General features: G+C 41.0%; 13 protein-coding genes, 3 tRNA genes and 3 rRNA genes. 17 read left to right on the top strand and 2 right to left on the bottom strand.

What is annotated here, in order from left to right; all coding sequences use genetic code 11:
* Positions 1–106: 106 nt before the first annotated feature.
* From I6G50_RS08865 to I6G50_RS08815, 11 genes are all read left to right on the top strand, one after another.
* Positions 107–1,655, top strand: a 16S ribosomal RNA gene (locus I6G50_RS08865).
* Positions 1,656–1,765: 110 nt separating this feature from the next.
* Positions 1,766–1,838: transfer RNA gene (locus tag I6G50_RS08860), tRNA-Ala, on the top strand.
* Between the two features lie 167 nt (positions 1,839–2,005).
* Positions 2,006–4,908, top strand: a 23S ribosomal RNA gene (locus tag I6G50_RS08855).
* An 84-nt stretch (positions 4,909–4,992) separates the two neighbouring features.
* A 5S ribosomal RNA gene (gene rrf / locus I6G50_RS08850) occupies positions 4,993–5,108 on the top strand.
* The 16S, 23S and 5S rRNA genes sit together here with 3 tRNA genes alongside, the layout of an rRNA operon.
* 6 nt (positions 5,109–5,114) lie before the next feature.
* Positions 5,115–5,186 (top strand) — tRNA-Glu (locus I6G50_RS08845).
* Positions 5,187–5,224: 38 nt separating this feature from the next.
* Positions 5,225–5,297: transfer RNA gene (locus I6G50_RS08840), tRNA-Asn, on the top strand.
* 68 nt (positions 5,298–5,365) lie between these two features.
* On the top strand, positions 5,366–6,310 hold the full coding sequence (locus tag I6G50_RS08835) for a TIGR01212 family radical SAM protein (RefSeq protein ID WP_197908618.1): 945 nt from the start codon (positions 5,366–5,368) through the stop codon (positions 6,308–6,310).
* On the top strand, positions 6,303–6,842 hold the full coding sequence (locus I6G50_RS08830) for a class I SAM-dependent methyltransferase (protein ID WP_197908616.1): 540 nt from the start codon (positions 6,303–6,305) through the stop codon (positions 6,840–6,842). The genes I6G50_RS08835 and I6G50_RS08830 overlap by 8 nt, the downstream gene beginning before the upstream one ends.
* A gap of 101 nt (positions 6,843–6,943) precedes the next feature.
* Complete coding sequence (locus tag I6G50_RS08825; RefSeq protein WP_197908614.1) at positions 6,944–7,588, top strand: hypothetical protein; 645 nt, start codon at positions 6,944–6,946, stop codon at positions 7,586–7,588.
* Between the two features lie 98 nt (positions 7,589–7,686).
* Positions 7,687–8,583 carry a GRP family sugar transporter gene (locus I6G50_RS08820; RefSeq protein ID WP_197908612.1) on the top strand — a complete coding sequence of 299 codons (897 nt, stop codon included), beginning with the start codon at positions 7,687–7,689 and terminating at the stop codon, positions 8,581–8,583.
* A 59-nt stretch (positions 8,584–8,642) separates the two neighbouring features.
* The gene (locus tag I6G50_RS08815; protein ID WP_197908611.1) at positions 8,643–10,022 is read left to right on the top strand and encodes an APC family permease; all 1,380 of its coding nucleotides are present in this window, start codon (positions 8,643–8,645) and stop codon (positions 10,020–10,022) included.
* A gap of 43 nt (positions 10,023–10,065) precedes the next feature.
* Here the strand turns inward: I6G50_RS08815 and I6G50_RS08810 are convergent, their stop codons facing one another.
* On the bottom strand, positions 10,066–11,352 hold the full coding sequence (locus tag I6G50_RS08810; RefSeq protein WP_081167418.1) for a serine hydrolase: 1,287 nt from the start codon (positions 11,350–11,352) through the stop codon (positions 10,066–10,068).
* A 374-nt stretch (positions 11,353–11,726) separates the two neighbouring features.
* On the opposite strand from I6G50_RS08810, the gene rpsL reads away from it, so the two are divergent.
* From rpsL to purR, 6 genes are all read left to right on the top strand, one after another.
* On the top strand, positions 11,727–12,140 hold the full coding sequence (gene rpsL / locus I6G50_RS08805; RefSeq protein ID WP_003133552.1) for a 30S ribosomal protein S12: 414 nt from the start codon (positions 11,727–11,729) through the stop codon (positions 12,138–12,140).
* Positions 12,141–12,159: 19 nt separating this feature from the next.
* A complete protein-coding gene (gene rpsG, locus I6G50_RS08800; protein WP_003133550.1) occupies positions 12,160–12,627 on the top strand; it encodes a 30S ribosomal protein S7 in 468 nt (155 codons plus the stop codon).
* A 230-nt stretch (positions 12,628–12,857) separates the two neighbouring features.
* Positions 12,858–14,798: an OPT/YSL family transporter gene (locus I6G50_RS08795; protein WP_003136107.1), complete on the top strand. Its 1,941-nt coding sequence runs from the start codon at positions 12,858–12,860 to the stop codon at positions 14,796–14,798.
* Positions 14,791–15,159: a PqqD family protein gene (locus I6G50_RS08790; protein WP_003136106.1), complete on the top strand. Its 369-nt coding sequence runs from the start codon at positions 14,791–14,793 to the stop codon at positions 15,157–15,159. Before I6G50_RS08795 ends, I6G50_RS08790 begins: the two co-directional genes overlap by 8 nt.
* A gap of 162 nt (positions 15,160–15,321) precedes the next feature.
* On the top strand, positions 15,322–17,412 hold the full coding sequence (fusA, locus tag I6G50_RS08785; RefSeq protein WP_003136105.1) for an elongation factor G: 2,091 nt from the start codon (positions 15,322–15,324) through the stop codon (positions 17,410–17,412).
* Between the two features lie 140 nt (positions 17,413–17,552).
* The gene (gene purR, locus I6G50_RS08780; RefSeq protein ID WP_197908609.1) at positions 17,553–18,368 is read left to right on the top strand and encodes a pur operon repressor; all 816 of its coding nucleotides are present in this window, start codon (positions 17,553–17,555) and stop codon (positions 18,366–18,368) included.
* A 43-nt stretch (positions 18,369–18,411) separates the two neighbouring features.
* Here the strand turns inward: purR and lepB are convergent, their stop codons facing one another.
* Positions 18,412–19,086 carry a signal peptidase I gene (gene lepB / locus I6G50_RS08775; RefSeq protein ID WP_197908607.1) on the bottom strand — a complete coding sequence of 225 codons (675 nt, stop codon included), beginning with the start codon at positions 19,084–19,086 and terminating at the stop codon, positions 18,412–18,414.
* Between the last annotated feature and the right edge of the window lie 5 nt (positions 19,087–19,091).

Below are 19,091 nucleotides of genomic sequence, written 5' to 3'. Positions count from 1 at the left end.
TAAAGTAGAATGACTATATGCGAGAAGGGAACTTCTTGTATACCAACTGTCAATTCAATAATGAAAGACAAAACAAAAACACAGCCAGTTCATTTGTGAACTAAAATTAAATGAGAGTTTGATCCTGGCTCAGGACGAACGCTGGCGGCGTGCCTAATACATGCAAGTCGAGCGATGATTAGAGATAGCTTGCTATCTTTATGAAGAGCGGCGAACGGGTGAGTAACGCGTGGGAAATCTGCCGAGTAGCGGGGGACAACGTTTGGAAACGAACGCTAATACCGCATAACAATGAGGATCGCATGATTCTTATTTAAAAGAAGCAAATGCTTCACTACTTGATGATCCCGCGTTGTATTAGCTAGTTGGTAGTGTAAAGGACTACCAAGGCGATGATACATAGCCGACCTGAGAGGGTGATCGGCCACACTGGGACTGAGACACGGCCCAGACTCCTACGGGAGGCAGCAGTAGGGAATCTTCGGCAATGGGGGCAACCCTGACCGAGCAACGCCGCGTGAGTGAAGAAGGTTTTCGGATCGTAAAACTCTGTTGTTAGAGAAGAACGTTAAGTAGAGTGGAAAGTTACTTAAGTGACGGTATCTAACCAGAAAGGGACGGCTAACTACGTGCCAGCAGCCGCGGTAATACGTAGGTCCCAAGCGTTGTCCGGATTTATTGGGCGTAAAGCGAGCGCAGGTGGTTTCTTAAGTCTGATGTAAAAGGCAGTGGCTCAACCATTGTGTGCATTGGAAACTGGGAGACTTGAGTGCAGGAGAGGAGAGTGGAATTCCATGTGTAGCGGTGAAATGCGTAGATATATGGAGGAACACCGGAGGCGAAAGCGGCTCTCTGGCCTGTAACTGACACTGAGGCTCGAAAGCGTGGGGAGCAAACAGGATTAGATACCCTGGTAGTCCACGCCGTAAACGATGAGTGCTAGCTGTAGGGAGCTATAAGTTCTCTGTAGCGCAGCTAACGCATTAAGCACTCCGCCTGGGGAGTACGACCGCAAGGTTGAAACTCAAAGGAATTGACGGGGGCCCGCACAAGCGGTGGAGCATGTGGTTTAATTCGAAGCAACGCGAAGAACCTTACCAGGTCTTGACATACCAGTGCTATCCTTAGAGATAAGGAGTTCCTTCGGGACACTGGATACAGGTGGTGCATGGTTGTCGTCAGCTCGTGTCGTGAGATGTTGGGTTAAGTCCCGCAACGAGCGCAACCCTTATTACTAGTTGCCATCATTAAGTTGGGCACTCTAGTGAGACTGCCGGTGATAAACCGGAGGAAGGTGGGGATGACGTCAAATCATCATGCCCCTTATGACCTGGGCTACACACGTGCTACAATGGATGGTACAACGAGTCGCCAACCCGCGAGGGTGCGCTAATCTCTTAAAACCATTCTCAGTTCGGATTGCAGGCTGCAACTCGCCTGCATGAAGTCGGAATCGCTAGTAATCGCGGATCAGCACGCCGCGGTGAATACGTTCCCGGGCCTTGTACACACCGCCCGTCACACCACGGAAGTTGGGAGTACCCAAAGTAGGTTGCCTAACCGCAAGGAGGGCGCTTCCTAAGGTAAGACCGATGACTGGGGTGAAGTCGTAACAAGGTAGCCGTATCGGAAGGTGCGGCTGGATCACCTCCTTTCTAAGGAATATAAAAAAAGATGTTGTTCTACTTTATTCAGTTTTGAGGGGTCTATAAAGACCATACAAGCAGTCTTTTGATGCAAGATAGAGAAGATTGCGTTGAGAGAAGGGGCCTTAGCTCAGCTGGGAGAGCGCCTGCTTTGCACGCAGGAGGTCAGCGGTTCGATCCCGCTAGGCTCCATAAGATACGGAAGTATCTTGTCAACGAAGACGTAAAAATAGGAATTGATCATTGAAAACTAAATAACAATATCTTATAACGATAAATAAACCGAGAAATGTTTTAAACATTTCTGTAAAGCTGCGAATTATTTTAAATAGTTCGAAAAAACTTATACTTGTTTTAATGGCAAAGTTAATAAGGGCGCACGGTGGATGCCTTGGCATTAAGAGCCGAAGAAGGACGTGACTAACGACGATATTCTAGGGGGAGCAGTAAGTACGCATTGATCCCTAGGTCTCCGAATGGGGAAACCCACTATGTTATGCATAGTATCCGTAAGTGAATACATAGCTTACGTGAAGGTAACGCAGAGAACTGAAACATCTAAGTACCTGCAGGAAGAGAAAGTAAAAACGATTTCCTAAGTAGCGGCGAGCGAACGGGAAACAGGCCAAACCAAGAAGCTTGCTTCTTGGGGTTGTAGGACTGCAACGTGGACTTAAAGTTTATAGAAGAATTACCTGGGAAGGTAAGCCAAAGAGAGTAATAGCCTCGTATTTGAAATAGACTTTATACCTAGCAGTATCCTGAGTAGGGCTGGACACGCGAAATCCAGTTTGAATCCGGGAGGACCATCTCCCAAGCCTAAATACTCCTTAATGACCGATAGTGAACCAGTACCGTGAGGGAAAGGTGAAAAGAACCCCGGGAGGGGAGTGAAATAGCACCTGAAACCGTGTGCCTACAAGAAGTTCGAGCCCGTCAATGGGTGAGAGCGTGCCTTTTGTAGAATGAACCGGCGAGTTACGTTATGATGCGAGGTTAAGCTGAAGAGGCGGAGCCGTAGCGAAAGCGAGTCTGAATAGGGCGCTTTAGTATCATGATGTAGACCCGAAACCTAGTGACCTATCCATGAGCAGGTTGAAGGTGCGGTAAGACGCACTGGAGGACCGAACCAGGACACGTTGAAAAGTGTTTGGATGACTTGTGGATAGCGGAGAAATTCCAAACGAACTGGGAGATAGCTGGTTCTCTCCGAAATAGCTTTAGGGCTAGCGTCGCAATTTAAGTGTATTGGAGGTAGAGCACTGTTTGGATGAGGGGCCCATCTCGGGTTACCAATTTCAGATAAACTCCGAATGCTAATACACATGTGCGGCAGTCAGACTGCGAGTGCTAAGATCCGTAGTCGAAAGGGAAACAGCCCAGACCACCAGCTAAGGTCCCAAAATATATGTTAAGTGGAAAAGGATGTGGGGTTGCACAGACAACTAGGATGTTAGCTCAGAAGCAGCTATCATTCAAAGAGTGCGTAATAGCTCACTAGTCGAGTGACCCTGCGCCGAAAATGTACCGGGGCTAAACATATTACCGAAGCTGTGGATTTAATAATAATTAAATGGTAGGAGAGCGTTGTAATCAGCGATGAAGGTATACCGTGAGGGGTGCTGGAGCGATTACAAGTGAGAATGCCGGTATGAGTAGCGCAAGATAAGTGAGAATCTTATCCACCGTAAGACTAAGGTTTCCAGGGGAAGGCTCGTCCGCCCTGGGTTAGTCGGGACCTAAGGCGAGGCCGAAAGGCGTAGTCGATGGACAACAGGTTGATATTCCTGTACTAGTATTATAAGTGATGGAGGGACGCAGTAGGCTAAAGGGAGCCAGTTAATGGATTCTGGTCTAAGCAGTGAGGTGTGGAATGTGTCAAATGCATTTTCCTTTAACATTGAGCTGTGATGGGGAAGCAACTACGGTTGCGAAGCCCTTGATGTCACACTGCCAAGAAAATCTTCTAGCGTTTAATATAATACTACCCGTACCGCAAACCGACACAGGTAGTCGAGGCGAGTAGCCTCAGGTGATCGAGAGAACTCTCGTTAAGGAACTCGGCAAAATGACCCCGTAACTTCGGGAGAAGGGGTGCTGTACTATGTACAGCCGCAGTGAAAAGATCCAAGCAACTGTTTATCAAAAACACAGCTCTCTGCTAAACCGCAAGGTGATGTATAGGGGGTGACGCCTGCCCGGTGCTGGAAGGTTAAGAGGAGGGGTTAGACTTCGGTCGAAGCTCTGAATTGAAGCCCCAGTAAACGGCGGCCGTAACTATAACGGTCCTAAGGTAGCGAAATTCCTTGTCGGGTAAGTTCCGACCCGCACGAAAGGCGTAATGATTTGGATACTGTCTCAACGAGAGACTCGGTGAAATTTTAGTACCTGTGAAGATGCAGGTTACCCGCGACAGGACGGAAAGACCCCATGGAGCTTTACTGCAGATTGATATTGAGTACCTGTGAAGCATGTACAGGATAGGTAGGAGACTTTGACCTTGGGACGCTAGTTTCAAGTGAGTCGCTGTTGGGATACTACCCTTGCTTCATGGTTGCTCTAACCCACACGCATAATCGGCGTGGGAGACAGTGTCTGTCGGGCAGTTTGACTGGGGCGGTCGCCTCCTAAAGAGTAACGGAGGCGCCCAAAGGTTCCCTCAACATGGTTGGAAATCATGTGTAGAGTGTAAAGGTATAAGGGAGCTTGACTGCGAGAGCTACAACTCGAGCAGGTAGGAAACTAGGGCTTAGTGATCCGGTGGTACCGCATGGAAGGGCCATCGCTCAACGGATAAAAGCTACCCTGGGGATAACAGGCTTATCTCCCCCAAGAGTTCACATCGACGGGGAGGTTTGGCACCTCGATGTCGGCTCGTCGCATCCTGGGGCTGTAGTCGGTCCCAAGGGTTGGGCTGTTCGCCCATTAAAGCGGCACGCGAGCTGGGTTCAGAACGTCGTGAGACAGTTCGGTCCCTATCCGTCGCGGGCGTAGGAAATTTGAGAGGATCTGCCCTTAGTACGAGAGGACCGGGGTGGACTTACCGCTGGTGTACCAGTTGTTCCGCCAGGAGCACCGCTGGGTAGCTATGTAGGGAAGGGATAAGCGCTGAAAGCATCTAAGTGCGAAGCCCACCTCAAGATGAGATTTCCCATTCTTTATGAATTAAGAGCCCTGAGAGATGATCAGGTTGATAGGCTGGAAGTGGAAGTCCTGCGAGGGATGGAGCGGACCAGTACTAATAGCTCGAGGACTTTACCAAAGAATAGAACTTATGAGTTCAGCTTTACATATTTATTGTGAGATTGTTATTTAGTTTTGAGTGTTCAATACATTCAGACCATGATTTGGTATTCATTGCATAGGAGATACACCTGTTCCCATGTCGAACACAGAAGTTAAGTCCTATTACGCCGGAAGTAGTTGGGGGTTGCCCCCTGTGAGATATGGTAAATGCCAAGTTTATATGGTCCGTTGGTCAAGGGGTTAAGACACCGCCTTTTCACGGCGGTAACACGGGTTCGAATCCCGTACGGACTATATTTACAAATCCCGATTTTTGATCGGGTTTTGTTTTATGCGGATTAGCTCAGTTGGTAGAGCGCACGACTGTTAATCGTGTTGTCGTCGGTTCGAGCCCGACATCCGCAGTTGAATCAGTCAGCCCAAGGCTGACTTTTTTTGTTATAATGGTGTAGGATTGAAGGTAATAATATATAATGCTAAAAAGATATACAACTTGGAATGAATATTTAAGAGGGACTTTTGGAGAGAAAATTTTTAAAGTTCCTATTGATGCAGGATTTGATTGTCCGAATAGAGATGGTACTGTAGCGCATGGAGGATGTACTTTTTGTACGGTCTCTGGTTCTGGTGATTTGATTTTAGAACCTGATGCCCCGATTGCTGAGCAATTTCGTGTCGAAGTTGAAGCTTTTCATAAAAAATGGCCCGGTGTCAAGAAATATATTGTATATTTTCAAAATTTTACTAATACACATGCGCCTGTCGAAGTTTTACGTGAGCGATTCGAAGAAGCGGTCAACCAGCCCGATGTGGTGGGCATCTCTATAGGTACACGACCCGACTGTCTTCCTCCTGATGTGATCGATTATTTAGCCGAACTTAACGAGCGAATGGAGGTCTGGATTGATTTAGGCTTACAGACTACATTTGAAGAAACAAGTGATTTGATTAATAGAGCACATGATTACCAAACTTATACAGATGCTGTTGCTCGTTTGCGTGAACATGATATCAATGTTTGTGTGCATTTGATTAATGGACTACCTGGAGAAACACACGACATGATGCTAGAAAATGTTCGTCGTATGATTTTAGACTCTGATATACAGGGAGTCAAATTGCATTTATTGCATTTAATGAAAAATACTCGTTTGCAGCGGGATTACCATGATGGACGTTTACAGCTTCTTTCTCAAGAAGAATATGTGAACATTATTTGCGATCAACTTGAAATGATACCTAAGGAAATCGTTATTCATCGTCTTACAGGTGATGCACCTCGTGATTCTTTAATTGGACCCATGTGGTCTCTTAAGAAATGGGAAGTTTTAAATTCTATTGATCAGGAGATGGAGCGCCGCGGCTCAATTCAAGGATGTAAAGATATCAGAAAAGTGGAGCCTACCACATATGATTAAACCGATTGAAATGGCACATAAGATGTTATCCCAAATTGTTAAGACTGGTGATATAGTGATTGATGCAACTATGGGTAACGGGTGGGATACAGTTTTTTTAGCAGAACTAACAAATAATGTTTATGCTTTTGACATTCAAAAAGAAGCTATCAAATCAACTGAAGCCATGTTGTCAGAAAAGAGATTACAAGCACATTTGATTTTGGATGGCCATGAAAACATTGATAAATATGTCACTCAACCCGTTAAAGCTGCTATTTTTAATTTAGGCTATTTACCTCGTACCGATAAGTCTATTATTACGCGTCCCGATACGACTTTGAAGGCTTTGGAAATTTTAAAGAAAAAACTACTTCCTCAAGGTCAGATTATGATTGTTATCTATTATGGACATGAGGGTGGTCAAGTTGAAAAAGATACAGTTGTGTCTTGGGCAAGTGCCCTTCCCCAAGCAGAATGGCATGTCATGAAATATGAACCGATGAATCAAATTCATAATCCTCCATTTTTAATTTGTATTGAGAAGAGATAAAGCACGAAACCAACGTGTTTTATTTTTTTTAATATTTTTATTCTGATAAAATAAAAGTAAGATGAAAATGAGTCGTAAATGAATTTTGAAAAGAGGCCACCATGGGAGCGCTAGAAAAAATAGCAGATCTAAAGTATTGTTATCAAGTATTAGATTGTATAAAAGATCTCGAAAAAGTATTTTATAAACGTGAACTACTAATTAAAGAACTACATGAGAGAGTAAATCAAGAAGTTGATCACTTGGCCTTTTGGAGCGCCTGGATTATGCCTATACTAAGCTTACTCGCTCTCACTTTCTTTAGTTTTAAGAATATTGGATCAATGCAGCTCTGGGATATTATTGTTGGTATTCTTGCAACAGTATCTATCAGTTGTTTTTTATATGCACTCATGTATTTTGGTGTAAAAATCTCTTGGGAAAAAGGATTTATGGGGAAAAGAAAATCTAAATTGTATTTGAAATGGGCAAAGAGATTAGAAAACGATAAAATATTAATCAATCGAAATTTAGAAAAGATATTAGAAAATGATGTTTTAAAAAATCCTCGAATTGATTTATGCTACTACTCGAGTAATAGCTTCGAACAATTTATACATTGCTTAGAAATGGATAAAGCGGGCTTTTTAAGTGAAGCCGTCTATATTTCTGAAAAAAATAAAGAATTAATTGCAAGAAGCAATATTGTGGACGAAGTAAAAAAGCAGTTAGACAAAGATTTTTTATTAGAAAGTATCAAAAATTAGAAAAGGCTTACTAAGAATAATACATTGATATTTGTTTATAATAATGGTAAAATAAGAAGATTTTTATTTATTATTTATTTTACATTGGGAGGAATAAAATGGAGGGAATTTTACTTGCTCTAGTTCCGATGTTTGCTTGGGGATCTATTGGTTTTGTGTCTAACAAGATAGGAGGCACGGCTAAGCAACAGACTTTAGGCATGACTTTTGGAGCATTCGTCTTTGCATTAATTGTATTTTTGATTCGTCTGCCACAGTTAAGTCTACCTATTTTTATTATCGGTCTAGTTGGGGGCTTTATTTGGGCGATTGGGCAAAGTGGCCAGTTTCATGCAATGAAATATATTGGAGTATCTGTTGCAGGACCTTTGTCAGCAGGTTCTCAACTTGTTCTAGCAGCTCTGATTGGAGTCTTTGTTTTTCACGAGTGGACCCAAAGTATTCAATATACACTAGGCTTCATTGCTATTTGGGCTTTAGTTATTGGCTTTTATTTCTCAGCTAAACGTGATCCAGAAAATAACATTACTGTCGAAAAGCACCACTCTGTACGCGGTCTCCTCAGTCTCACTTATTCTACCTTAGCTTATGTTTTTTATGTTATTTTATTTAATAATTTGTCAGTTCTTTGGTTTGACGTACATTTTGATACATTAACAATTATATTTCCCATGTCTATTGGTATGGTTATCGGCGCCTTTGTTTTATCCGGTGGTGATATTAAAATAGAAGCAGTTGTTTTTAAAAATATTTTTGTGGGTTTGATGTGGGGTGTGGGAAATATATTTATGCTTCTTGCAGCCTCCATGGCTGGCAATGCTATTGCTTTTTCTTTCTCTCAACTGGGTGTAATTATTTCGACAATTGGTGGGATACTCTTTTTAGGGGAGCGAAAAACCAAAAAAGAGTTGATTTACATTACCATAGGCACTCTATTATTTATTATTGGGGCGATTTTATTAGCTATAGTAAAATCAAAAGGAATTAATAACTAACCCGTTATGTGTAATAACAATAACAGTTTGTATAAGGAGCTAGAAGGCAGAGAATTCACATGAATATATTTCGTAAAAGAGTAATACAAGAAAAAAGTGAAATGAAACGTACTCTTAATTCTATGGATCTAACCCTACTAGGATTAGGCTCCATGGTTGGAGCAGGTATCTTTACTTTTACAGGTATGGGCGCTGCGCTGATTGCAGGTCCTTCACTGGTTATTTCCATTATTATTGCAGGGATTGCGGTAGGGCTGTCTGCGTTAATTTTTGCGGAGTTTGCTTCACGTATTCCAAGCCATGGCGGCCCATATGGCTACATCTATGCTATTTTTGGTGAATTTCCTGCATGGATAGTAGGTTGGCTTTTAGCTATAGAATTCTTTACAACAATCGCTTTGGTAGCTAAATCATGGAGTGGTTATTTTAAAGGTTTGATTCATTTGCAACTTCCTGATAGTCTAAGTGGGCCAGTACGTTATATACCAACGGTGTCTATTGATTTAATCCCTATGCTTGTGGTTGCGGCAGTGACTATTATGGTTTTTCTGAATGCTAGGGCTGTTTCACGTTTGAACAATATATTGGTTGTTTTGAAGTTTTCGGCGTTAATCATCTTTGTAATCGTGGGTCTTTTCTATCTAGAGCCAGCAAACTGGTCTAACTTTGCTCCATTTGGGGTAGGGACATTAATAGGTGGAGAAACGGGAATTCTACCCGGCGCCTCAATGCTCTTCATTGCCTTTATTGGTTATGAAACAGTATCTACAGCTGTTGATGAAGCAGAAAGTCCAAGACGCAATATTCCTTATGGGGTTATTAGTTCGCTATTTGTTGCTGTGATCTTTTATGTAATTGTAACTTTAGTTCTTACCGGAACTGTGCCATATTATAAGCTAAACGTCACAAATTCCATTGCTTTTGCATTGACCTATTTAGGAGTAGGCTGGGCCTCGACATATATTTCAGTTATTGCTGTGGTAACCTTGCTCAGTGTGGCGATTACAATGTCGTATGCTTTATCCCGGTTACTTTATTCCATGAGTCGTGACGGACTTTTGCCAAAAAGGTTCAGTAAAATATCTAATAAATACCATACACCGATTAATGCGACACTGGCTATTGGCAGTATTTCAACACTTATTGCAGGGTTAGTTCCCATGTCAGTTTTGACACAGTTTTTAAGTTTGTCTACCTTACTTTATTTAATTATTTTAGCTGTCGCTTTACTGAAGCTACGTAAACAGCAAGGATTACCACAAGTGAATGAATTTAAAACACCTTTGGTACCTTTCTTGCCAATCTTATCAATTGTGGTTAATGGATTTTTGATTGTCCACTATCATGCCCAAATTTGGTTGTTTCTCGTGGGTTTAATAGTGCTTGCCTCTATCTTTTACTTTACTTATAGTTATCGACATTCTAAACTTGAAAATTAAAAATAATAAAAAGACTTTCTTATTAATCAAGAAAGTCTTTTTATTAAAGTTTTTCATTTACAAAACGTACAAATTTATTCCACATAACAGTAAAGACATTTGCGCGTTCCACATTTGTTTTGGCAATAAGTGGAAACTGGTAACCAGAGAACCCAGGCAGATAACCTAAGCTGTCTTTTTGGGTTGCTGTGACTTGAACTAATTTTTCGCCTTTCTTGATTGGGGCCTCCACAGTTGTTTTGGGATCTTTATCAAAAGAAATAGAAATAGTCGATGTATCGGCTGCTCCATTTTTCATTGGGACGACCGCAGAAAAATCCTTTCCAGCAACCAAATCTATAGAATTTTTCTTTCCATCCTGCACTGGGAGACTTGGCAAGTCATCCATTGCACCCTCTTTATCAACAATATGTGCACTCGTCCATGAAGCATAAACTTGATTCATAAGTGAATTCGTTAAAGTAAAAGGAGTTGTATTATCTTCAGAAGCATCTTTGCTTTCTAAAACAACAGTAATAATTCGAAAACCATTTTGCACAGTAGTTGCAGCAAAACAATCCACGTAAAATGAAGTCGATCCTGTTTTTAAACCATCAACGCCAGCCCGTGTCGTAGTAAAACCATTTAGCATCTGATTGGTATTTGATAATGTCGTCTCAGATTTCCCCCCTTTATCAAAAGCAAGTTCAGTTTTTTCCGTAATTTTTAATATTTCAGGGTAATCCTTTATTAAATGCGTACACATGATAGCTACATCTTGCGCACTCATAGTATTGGCATCATTTTCGTTAGAACCAGGATAAATATTCTCTCCGAGTTCGCTATTAGGCAAGCCTGAAGAAGAGTAGAGGTGTGCATCTGTAATGCCCCACTCTTTGAGTTGAGCCATCATCATGTCAACAAATTTAGGTTCAGATCCAGCAATTTTTTCTGCAAGAGCTATGGCTGCTGAGTTGGCAGAAGGTAAGAGGAGGGCATTAAGGAGATCCTTCACGCTAATTTCTGTTCCTTCAGCTAGAGGAATGTTACTTGCATTGCTGTTCATCGTAAGATTGTAAGCATAGTCAGAAATAGGAACCTTCGTATCCCAAGAAATTTTTTTCTCATCAATACTTTTGTAAACCAGATAAGCAGTCAAAAGTTTTGTGATGGAAGCAATGCGTGTGCTAGAATCAGTAGCATTTTGACTATAGAGGACTTTTCCACTATTCGCATCTACAGCAATAGAAGATTTTGCAGCAACAGAAAAACTATCGGCATAAGCATTTGTAGCTGTCAAAGGAGATAATAAGAGCAACAAGGCAAGAAATATTGTCAGGAATTTTTTCATGTATCTATTATAACATAGACTGGAAAAGGCTATGTTATTATTTAAAACGTCTTTTGATTTATGACAGAATGGTGTTTGATTGGAGTAAAAAATATGTTTATTATAAATTTTTAGAGCTTATTATAAGTGTTAAAGAGTTAAAAACAAGTATAAAGTTGACAGAACGAATGAAATTTGATAAGATATTAAACGGTACTTTTTATATTTGGTCCTAATAAGGAGAACTTGTATAAGTTGCCAAACTTCTTGTCAGAACTTGGATTAAGCGACCATATACTGACATTCCAACCTTATAAAAAAACAGAAAGGATTGTTTATTCATTTTATTTCGCTTTGCGGTTCTCCGTAAATAAAAAGGATAAGCAGACAGAAAAATGCCTACTATTAACCAATTGGTGCGTAAAGGTCGTCACTCTAAAGTGGAAAAATCTAACTCACCTGCATTGAACATCGGCTACAACAGTCGTAAAAAACTCCAAACTAAAGTAGCAAGCCCACAAAAACGTGGTGTTGCAACTCGTGTTGGAACAATGACTCCGAAAAAACCTAACTCAGCGCTTCGTAAATTCGCGCGTGTACGTTTATCTAACCTTATCGAGGTTACAGCATACATCCCAGGTATCGGTCACAACTTGCAAGAACACAGCGTAGTACTTCTTCGTGGTGGTCGTGTAAAAGACTTGCCAGGGGTACGTTACCACATCGTTCGTGGTGCACTCGATACAGCTGGTGTAACAGATCGTAAACAAAGCCGTTCTAAATACGGTACTAAAAAACCAAAAGCGTAATTGAAAGGAGATAAGAAGAATGCGTAAAAATCGTGCCCCAAAACGTGAAGTTTTGGCAGATCCAATGTACAACTCAGTAGTAGTAACACGTCTTATCAACCGCGTTATGCTTGATGGTAAACGTGGCGTTTCTACAAATATCGTTTACGGAGCTTTCAAACAAATTGAAGAAGCTACTGGAAACAACCCACTTGAAGTTTTCGAAACAGCTATGGAAAATATCATGCCTGTTCTTGAAGTTCGCGCTCGTCGTGTTGGTGGTTCTAACTATCAAGTCCCAGTTGAAGTTCGTCCAGAACGTCGTACAACTCTCGGACTCCGTTGGTTGGTAACAATCGCTCGTAACCGTGGAGAACACACTATGCAAGACCGTCTTGCAAAAGAAATTCTTGATGCTGCAAACAACACAGGTGCTGCAGTTAAGAAACGTGAAGACACACACAAAATGGCAGAAGCAAACCGTGCGTTCGCTCACTTCCGTTGGTAAGAAATACGACATTCGTCGTAATTCACTAAAAAACACCTTGATTCAAAAGAATCAAGGTGTTTTTTGTATTCATTTGAGAAATAATGAAAAAAATAGAAAAATAATAATACGAATTCTATAACAAAAAATAAATAAAAAAGCTACTAAACCCACTTAAACGCCTTGCGGATTTCTTTAAATTATAGTAAAATAAGACGAAAACACTTTCAAATAAGGAGTATTTAAACATTATGAAAAAATTGTCTAAGACCGCTTATGGCGGCGTTGCAGGGAAAGATTATCTCCCCTATGAAGATGGTCGTAAAAAGAGTGCCGGCAACCCAGTTGTTATTATTATTGGTATTATTTTGGCTATTCTCTTTGCAGCATCTACAGCATACTCAGGAATGCGCGCTGGTTTAACAGTAGCCGCAGGTATCCCGGGTGCTATTCTCGGATCAGGACTTTTGTCAATTTTTATCCGAAAAAATAACTTCCTTATGAAGAATATCCTCCAGTCAATGGCGACTGGTGGTGAGTCTATTGCCTCAGGACTTATCTTTGTGTTACCAGCAGTTATCCTTATCGGACAACAAGTCACTTTCTTTGAAGGTGTTATTGTGGGTGTATCTGCGGTTCTTGTGTCACTTGGTATTTTGTCATTTGTACAAGATTACCTTTTGGTTGAAGAACACGGTACACTTGTTTACCCAGAAGCCATGGCTATCTCTGAGACACTTGTTGCATCGTCAACAGGTGGTAACTCTCTTAAATATATGGGTATCGGTTTTGGTGTTGGTGGTCTTATTACAGCATTTACATCAGCAGTTTTCGGTGTTGTTAACAACGTGGTGAGCTACACAAATGAAACATTCTATAAATGGAAACTTGAAATTGAAGTAAATCCTATGCTTGCCGCTATCGGATTTATCGTTGGACTTGAAGTTGCCGTAATGATGTTTGCGGGTTCAATCCTTGCCAACTTTGGTATTGCTCCATTGATCGGTTACTTCTCAGAGATGGCAGGAGGAGGACATAACGTTTGGAATGATCCTTCAACTACAATCCAAGCTATGAATTTTGCTGCTATTTCTGGATCATATGTAAAATACATCGGTGCTGGGATGATGATTTCTGGTGGTATGATTGGTGCCCTTCGTCTTATTCCAACAATCATTAACTCTGTAAAAGCAACCCTCGATGGGCGTAAAAATGCTGAAGCAGGTGAGCGTGATTCACTTGGTATCTTTGCAATCCTCATTGGTGTTGTTGCAACATTTGTTGTTGGCTTCATTATCTCAGGTGGAAATATCGCAATGACTTTCCTTGCCGGGATTTTGTCTATCGTCCTTTCAATGTTGTTCATCATCGTTGCAGGTCGTTTAACTGGTACAATCGGTACTTCTAACTTACCAGTTTCTGGTATGACCATCGCTTCACTCGTTATCTTAACTCTTGTTTTCTTGACAATGGGTTGGACATCAAGTGCAGACCTTAAATCACTCTTGCTCTTCGGTACTTTCATCGTCGTAGCAATCTCTGTAGCTGGTGGTTACACACAAGCTCAAAAAGTTACCTTCATCACTGGTGGTAATAAATATGAAGTTCGTCGTTTCTTCCTTGTTGCTGCCGTACTTGGTGTAGTTGTTGTAACTGGTGTTATTGTATTGCTTCGCGATCAATTAGCTTTAACTGGTGATGCTGCACAATTTGCCTTGCCACAAGCAAACTTGATGGCAACTTTAACTGATGGTATCATCGGTGGAGAACTCCCATGGCACATGATCATTGCAGGTATTGTCTTCGGTATTATCCTTTACATGATTAAAGTTCCAGTAATGACTTTTGCGATTGGTTTCTACCTACCAATTTCAACAACATCAATCATCCTTATCGGTGCATTGGTGCGTGTACTCGTTGAAATTCTTGGTAAAAAAGATACAGAAGCTGTTAAAGAAGAACGTATGTCTTCAGGTGTATCTCTGTCATCTGGTTTAGTTGCAGGTGCCTCAATTATTGGTTTGTTGGGTATTATCCTACAAGTTTCAGGTGTTGTAACACCAGGAGCTCCTACAGGATTCCTCGGATCTAACAGTATGGCTTGGGTACTCATGGTTGTCTTAATCATTGCAATCGTAGCTCCTTTGATGGCTATCAAGAAAGCGCCGGTAGCTGAGAAAACAGATGAGTAATAAGAAAAAAGAAGAAATTTCAGATGAAAATCTGAATATGATTTTCCGAAAAAGAGATAAAGTGCTCTTCGAATGGCATGAAGATCGAATTCGGGTTTATAAAGATCAAAAACATTGGACACAGAATCTTATGCGTAAGATAGGGGCTAAAATTCCTCAGAGAACGTATATGAACCTAGATGAATATGGTACAGTTGTTTTTAGCATGATTGATGGTAAGACTACTGTGAAGGAAATAGGGGAAGCACTGAGTGCTCAGCATGAGGAAGCTTCACAACAGTTATATGAACGCTTGTTCCTTTACCTTAATCATTTAGAGTCTGTTGAAAGATGGATTGAGATTGTTGAAAAAGAGGAGTAATCTTCTTTTTCTTTTAAGCAATGAAACAAATAAAAGGAATCAAGCTATTTTATATAAGCCTGATTCCTTTTAATATAAAGGAAAGTTAAAAAAAGAACTATAAAAACCTTGATTATTATGATATAATGGGGTGTAAAACTAAAAATTAATTAGGAGAAAACTATGGCTCGCGAATTTTCACTTGAAAATACTCGTAATATCGGTATCATGGCTCACGTCGATGCCGGTAAAACAACTACCACTGAACGTGTCCTTTACTATACTGGTAAAATTCACAAAATCGGTGAAACTCACGAAGGTGCATCACAAATGGACTGGATGGAGCAAGAACAAGAACGTGGTATCACTATCACTTCTGCTGCTACAACTGCCCAATGGAAAGGCAACCGTGTAAACATTATTGATACACCAGGTCACGTGGACTTCACAATTGAAGTGCAACGTTCACTCCGTGTACTTGACGGTGCAGTAACAGTACTTGATGCTCAATCAGGTGTTGAACCTCAAACAGAAACAGTTTGGCGTCAAGCTACTGATTATGGAGTTCCACGTATCGTTTTTGCTAACAAAATGGACAAAATCGGTGCTGATTTCTTCTACTCACTTTCTACATTGCATGATCGTTTGGGAGCTAACGCCCACCCAATCCAAATCCCAATTGGTGCTGAAGAAGACTTCGTAGGTATCATTGACTTGGTAACTATGCGTGCGGAAATCTATACTAATGACCTTGGTACAGACATTCGCGATGAAGAAATCCCAGAAGAATACAAAGAACAAGCTGAAGAATGGCGTACAAAACTTATCGAAGCTATCGCTGAAACAGACGAAGATTTGATGGAAAAATACTTTGCTGGTGAAGAAATCACTGAAGCAGAGTTGAAAGCAGCTATTCGTAAAGCAACAATTAACGTTGAATTCTACCCAATGCTTGCAGGTTCTGCCTTCAAGAACAAAGGTGTTCAAATGATGCTTGATGCGGTTATTGACTACCTCCCAAGCCCATTGGATATTCCTCCAATCAAAGGTATCAACCCAGATACAGAAGAAGAAGATGAACGCCCAGCAACAGATGATGCTCCGTTTGCGGCACTTGCCTTCAAGATCATGACAGACCCATTTGTTGGACGTCTTTCATTCTTCCGTGTTTACTCTGGTACATTGGATGCTGGATCATACGTTTTGAATACTTCTAAAGGTAAACGTGAACGTATCGGACGTATCCTCCAAATGCACGCTAACACACGTCAAGAAATCCAAACAGTTTATGCTGGGGATATCGCTGCCGCTGTTGGTTTGAAAAACACAACAACTGGTGACTCATTGACAGACGAAAAAGCACGCATCATCCTTGAGTCTATCGAAGTTCCAGAACCAGTTATCCAACTTTCTGTTGAACCTAAATCTAAAGCAGACCAAGATAAAATGGGTGTTGCCCTCACTAAATTGGCTGAAGAAGATCCAACATTCCGCGTTGAAACAAACGTTGAAACTGGTGAAACAGTTATCTCTGGTATGGGTGAACTTCACCTTGACGTCCTTGTTGACCGTATGAAACGTGAATTCAAAGTTGAAGCTAACGTTGGGGCTCCTCAAGTATCATACCGTGAAACTTTCCGTGCTGGTACTCAAGCGCGTGGATTCTTCAAACGTCAATCAGGTGGTAAAGGTCAATACGGTGACGTATGGATTGAATTCACACCTAATGAAGAAGGTGCTGGTTTCGAATTTGAAAATGCTATCGTCGGTGGTGTGGTTCCTCGTGAATTCGTACCAGCCGTTGAAAAAGGTTTGGTAGAAACTATGGCTAACGGTGTTCTTGCTGGTTACCCAATGGTTGACATCAAAGCTAAGCTTTACGATGGTTCATATCACGATGTCGATTCATCAGAAACTGCCTTCAAGGTTGCGGCTTCACTCGCTATGAAAGAAGCTGCTAAGACTGCACAACCTGCAATCCTTGAACCAATGATGAAAGTTGTTATCACAGTTCCTGAAGAAAACCTCGGTGATGTTATGGGTCACGTAACAGCTCGTCGTGGACGTGTAAACAGCATGGAAGCACATGGTAAATCACAAATCGTTAACGCATTTGTACCACTTGCTGAAATGTTTGGTTATGCAACTACACTTCGTTCATCTTCACAAGGTCGTGGTACATTCATGATGACATTTGACCACTACGAAGATGTACCTAAATCAGTACAAGAAGAAATCATCAAGAAAAATGGTCGCGGTGGTGACTCTGAATAATCTTTGATTATTTCGAATAATATAAAAAGCAAAACTACTAGGTTTTGCTTTTTTATTTCACTTAGATATGGCTTATTTGCTTGATTGTTCGGTTTTTCTACGTTATAATTAAAGCAACAAAATGAAAAAGGGTGAATAGTATGAAAAGAAACGAACGATTAGTGGATTTTACGAATTTTTTATTGAATAGACCCAATAGAATGCTGAACCTCAATGAAATTAGTAAACGCTATGAAGTTGCGAAGTCTTCTATTTCGGAAGATCTTGTTTTTATTAAGCGTGTTTTTGAGGATCAAAATATTGGAATCGTTGAAACTTTTCCTGGTAGCTTAGGAGGCGTGCGCTTTACCCCCTACATTTCGGATGAAGTCTCTCGTGATCGTGCGATGGAGCTTGCAGATCTTTTACGAGAAGAAAATCGTATCTTGCCTGGAGGCTACATCTATCTTTCAGATATTTTAGGACACCCTGTAAATTTAAAAAAGATTGGACAAATAATTGCCCATGAATACTGTGATAAACAAGTAGATGTTGTAATGACAATCGCTACAAAGGGAATTCCTATTGCACAGTCGGTGGCGGAAATTTTAGATGTACCATTTGTTATTGTGCGTCGTGATCCTAAAGTTACTGAGGGTGCTACATTAAATGTTAATTATATGTCGGGCTCAAGCAGTCGTGTAGAAAACATGACTCTTTCGAAGCGCAGTCTGTCTATTGGTCAGAGTGTACTCATTGTGGATGATTTTATGAAAGGAGCGGGAACAATTAATGGTATGAAGAGTCTTGTTCATGAATTTGATTGTTTTCTTGCTGGTGTAGCTGTTTTCCTTGAAGGCCCCTTTAAAGGAGAGCGCCTCGTAGATGACTATAAATCAATTTTAAAAGTAGATCAAATTGATGTGGCTAAACGTACGATTGCGGTCGAACTGGGTAATATATTTGAAGAGAAGTAAAGAGGTAAACTAAAAAAGCTCTGTCCACGAGACAGAACTTTTTTTAGTTTAAAGTCGAAATTTTATTTAGGGGCCAAATACGGAACATCGTACGTCCAACAATATCTGAACGTTTGAAAGTTCCAACAGCTCGGCTGTCGCGAGATACGATACGATTATCTCCTAAGAGAAGATACTCTCCCTCAGGCACCTTAACTGTGAAGGAAGGATTACCAGTGGAGTCAGTCGTAAAGGCTTGAGTCTGTTGTGCAAGCTGAACAAAGTAAGCTCTACTCGCTTCGGAGAGTTCAGAAGTTAAAGGATAATCTTGATAAGTTTTTTCGAGTTTTCCATCGGACAACTGTTTTTTGAAATCTGCCAAATAAGGCTCATCAGCTTTTTTTCCATTAATGTATAACTGGTCATTATCAAACTTAATTTCGTCACCCGGCATACCAACCACTCGCTTAACAACATCTTTGGTTTCGGTTTTCCCATTTACTGTTTCCGTTTCCTTCGCGACTACAATGTCTGAACGATTAATACTTGCTGTTTTAACCAAGACGAGTCGTTGCTTGTCAGATAAGTTTGGGTCCATGGAATGACCATCAACCACAACAAGTGACCAAATGAAGATGCGAGAGAGGATGGCAATAGTAATAATTGCTAAGAAGATGCCCCACTCTTTGAGAAAGCGCGAGAAGGCGCTGGGTTGTTTATTCTTTTTAGTATTTTCCATATTTT

The organism is Lactococcus garvieae, from assembly GCF_016027715.1.
Classification (GTDB): Bacteria; Bacillota; Bacilli; order Lactobacillales; family Streptococcaceae; genus Lactococcus; species Lactococcus garvieae_A.
This window is presented reverse-complemented; position numbering and strand designations above follow the sequence as displayed.

Excerpts from the sequence above, each read along its gene's own strand:
- I6G50_RS08830 (WP_197908616.1), top strand. The coding sequence starts at position 6,303 with ATGATTAAACCGATTGAAATGGCACATAAGATGTTATCCCAAATTGTT.
- purR (WP_197908609.1), top strand. The coding sequence starts at position 17,553 with ATGAAAAGAAACGAACGATTAGTGGATTTTACGAATTTTTTATTGAAT.
- fusA (WP_003136105.1), top strand. The coding sequence starts at position 15,322 with ATGGCTCGCGAATTTTCACTTGAAAATACTCGTAATATCGGTATCATG.
- rpsL (WP_003133552.1), top strand. The coding sequence starts at position 11,727 with ATGCCTACTATTAACCAATTGGTGCGTAAAGGTCGTCACTCTAAAGTG.
- I6G50_RS08810 (WP_081167418.1), bottom strand. The coding sequence starts at position 11,352 with ATGAAAAAATTCCTGACAATATTTCTTGCCTTGTTGCTCTTATTATCT.
- I6G50_RS08835 (WP_197908618.1), top strand. The coding sequence starts at position 5,366 with ATGCTAAAAAGATATACAACTTGGAATGAATATTTAAGAGGGACTTTT.
- I6G50_RS08820 (WP_197908612.1), top strand. The coding sequence starts at position 7,687 with ATGGAGGGAATTTTACTTGCTCTAGTTCCGATGTTTGCTTGGGGATCT.
- rpsG (WP_003133550.1), top strand. The coding sequence starts at position 12,160 with ATGCGTAAAAATCGTGCCCCAAAACGTGAAGTTTTGGCAGATCCAATG.
- I6G50_RS08825 (WP_197908614.1), top strand. The coding sequence starts at position 6,944 with ATGGGAGCGCTAGAAAAAATAGCAGATCTAAAGTATTGTTATCAAGTA.
- I6G50_RS08815 (WP_197908611.1), top strand. The coding sequence starts at position 8,643 with ATGAATATATTTCGTAAAAGAGTAATACAAGAAAAAAGTGAAATGAAA.
- I6G50_RS08795 (WP_003136107.1), top strand. The coding sequence starts at position 12,858 with ATGAAAAAATTGTCTAAGACCGCTTATGGCGGCGTTGCAGGGAAAGAT.
- I6G50_RS08790 (WP_003136106.1), top strand. The coding sequence starts at position 14,791 with ATGAGTAATAAGAAAAAAGAAGAAATTTCAGATGAAAATCTGAATATG.
- lepB (WP_197908607.1), bottom strand. The coding sequence starts at position 19,086 with ATGGAAAATACTAAAAAGAATAAACAACCCAGCGCCTTCTCGCGCTTT.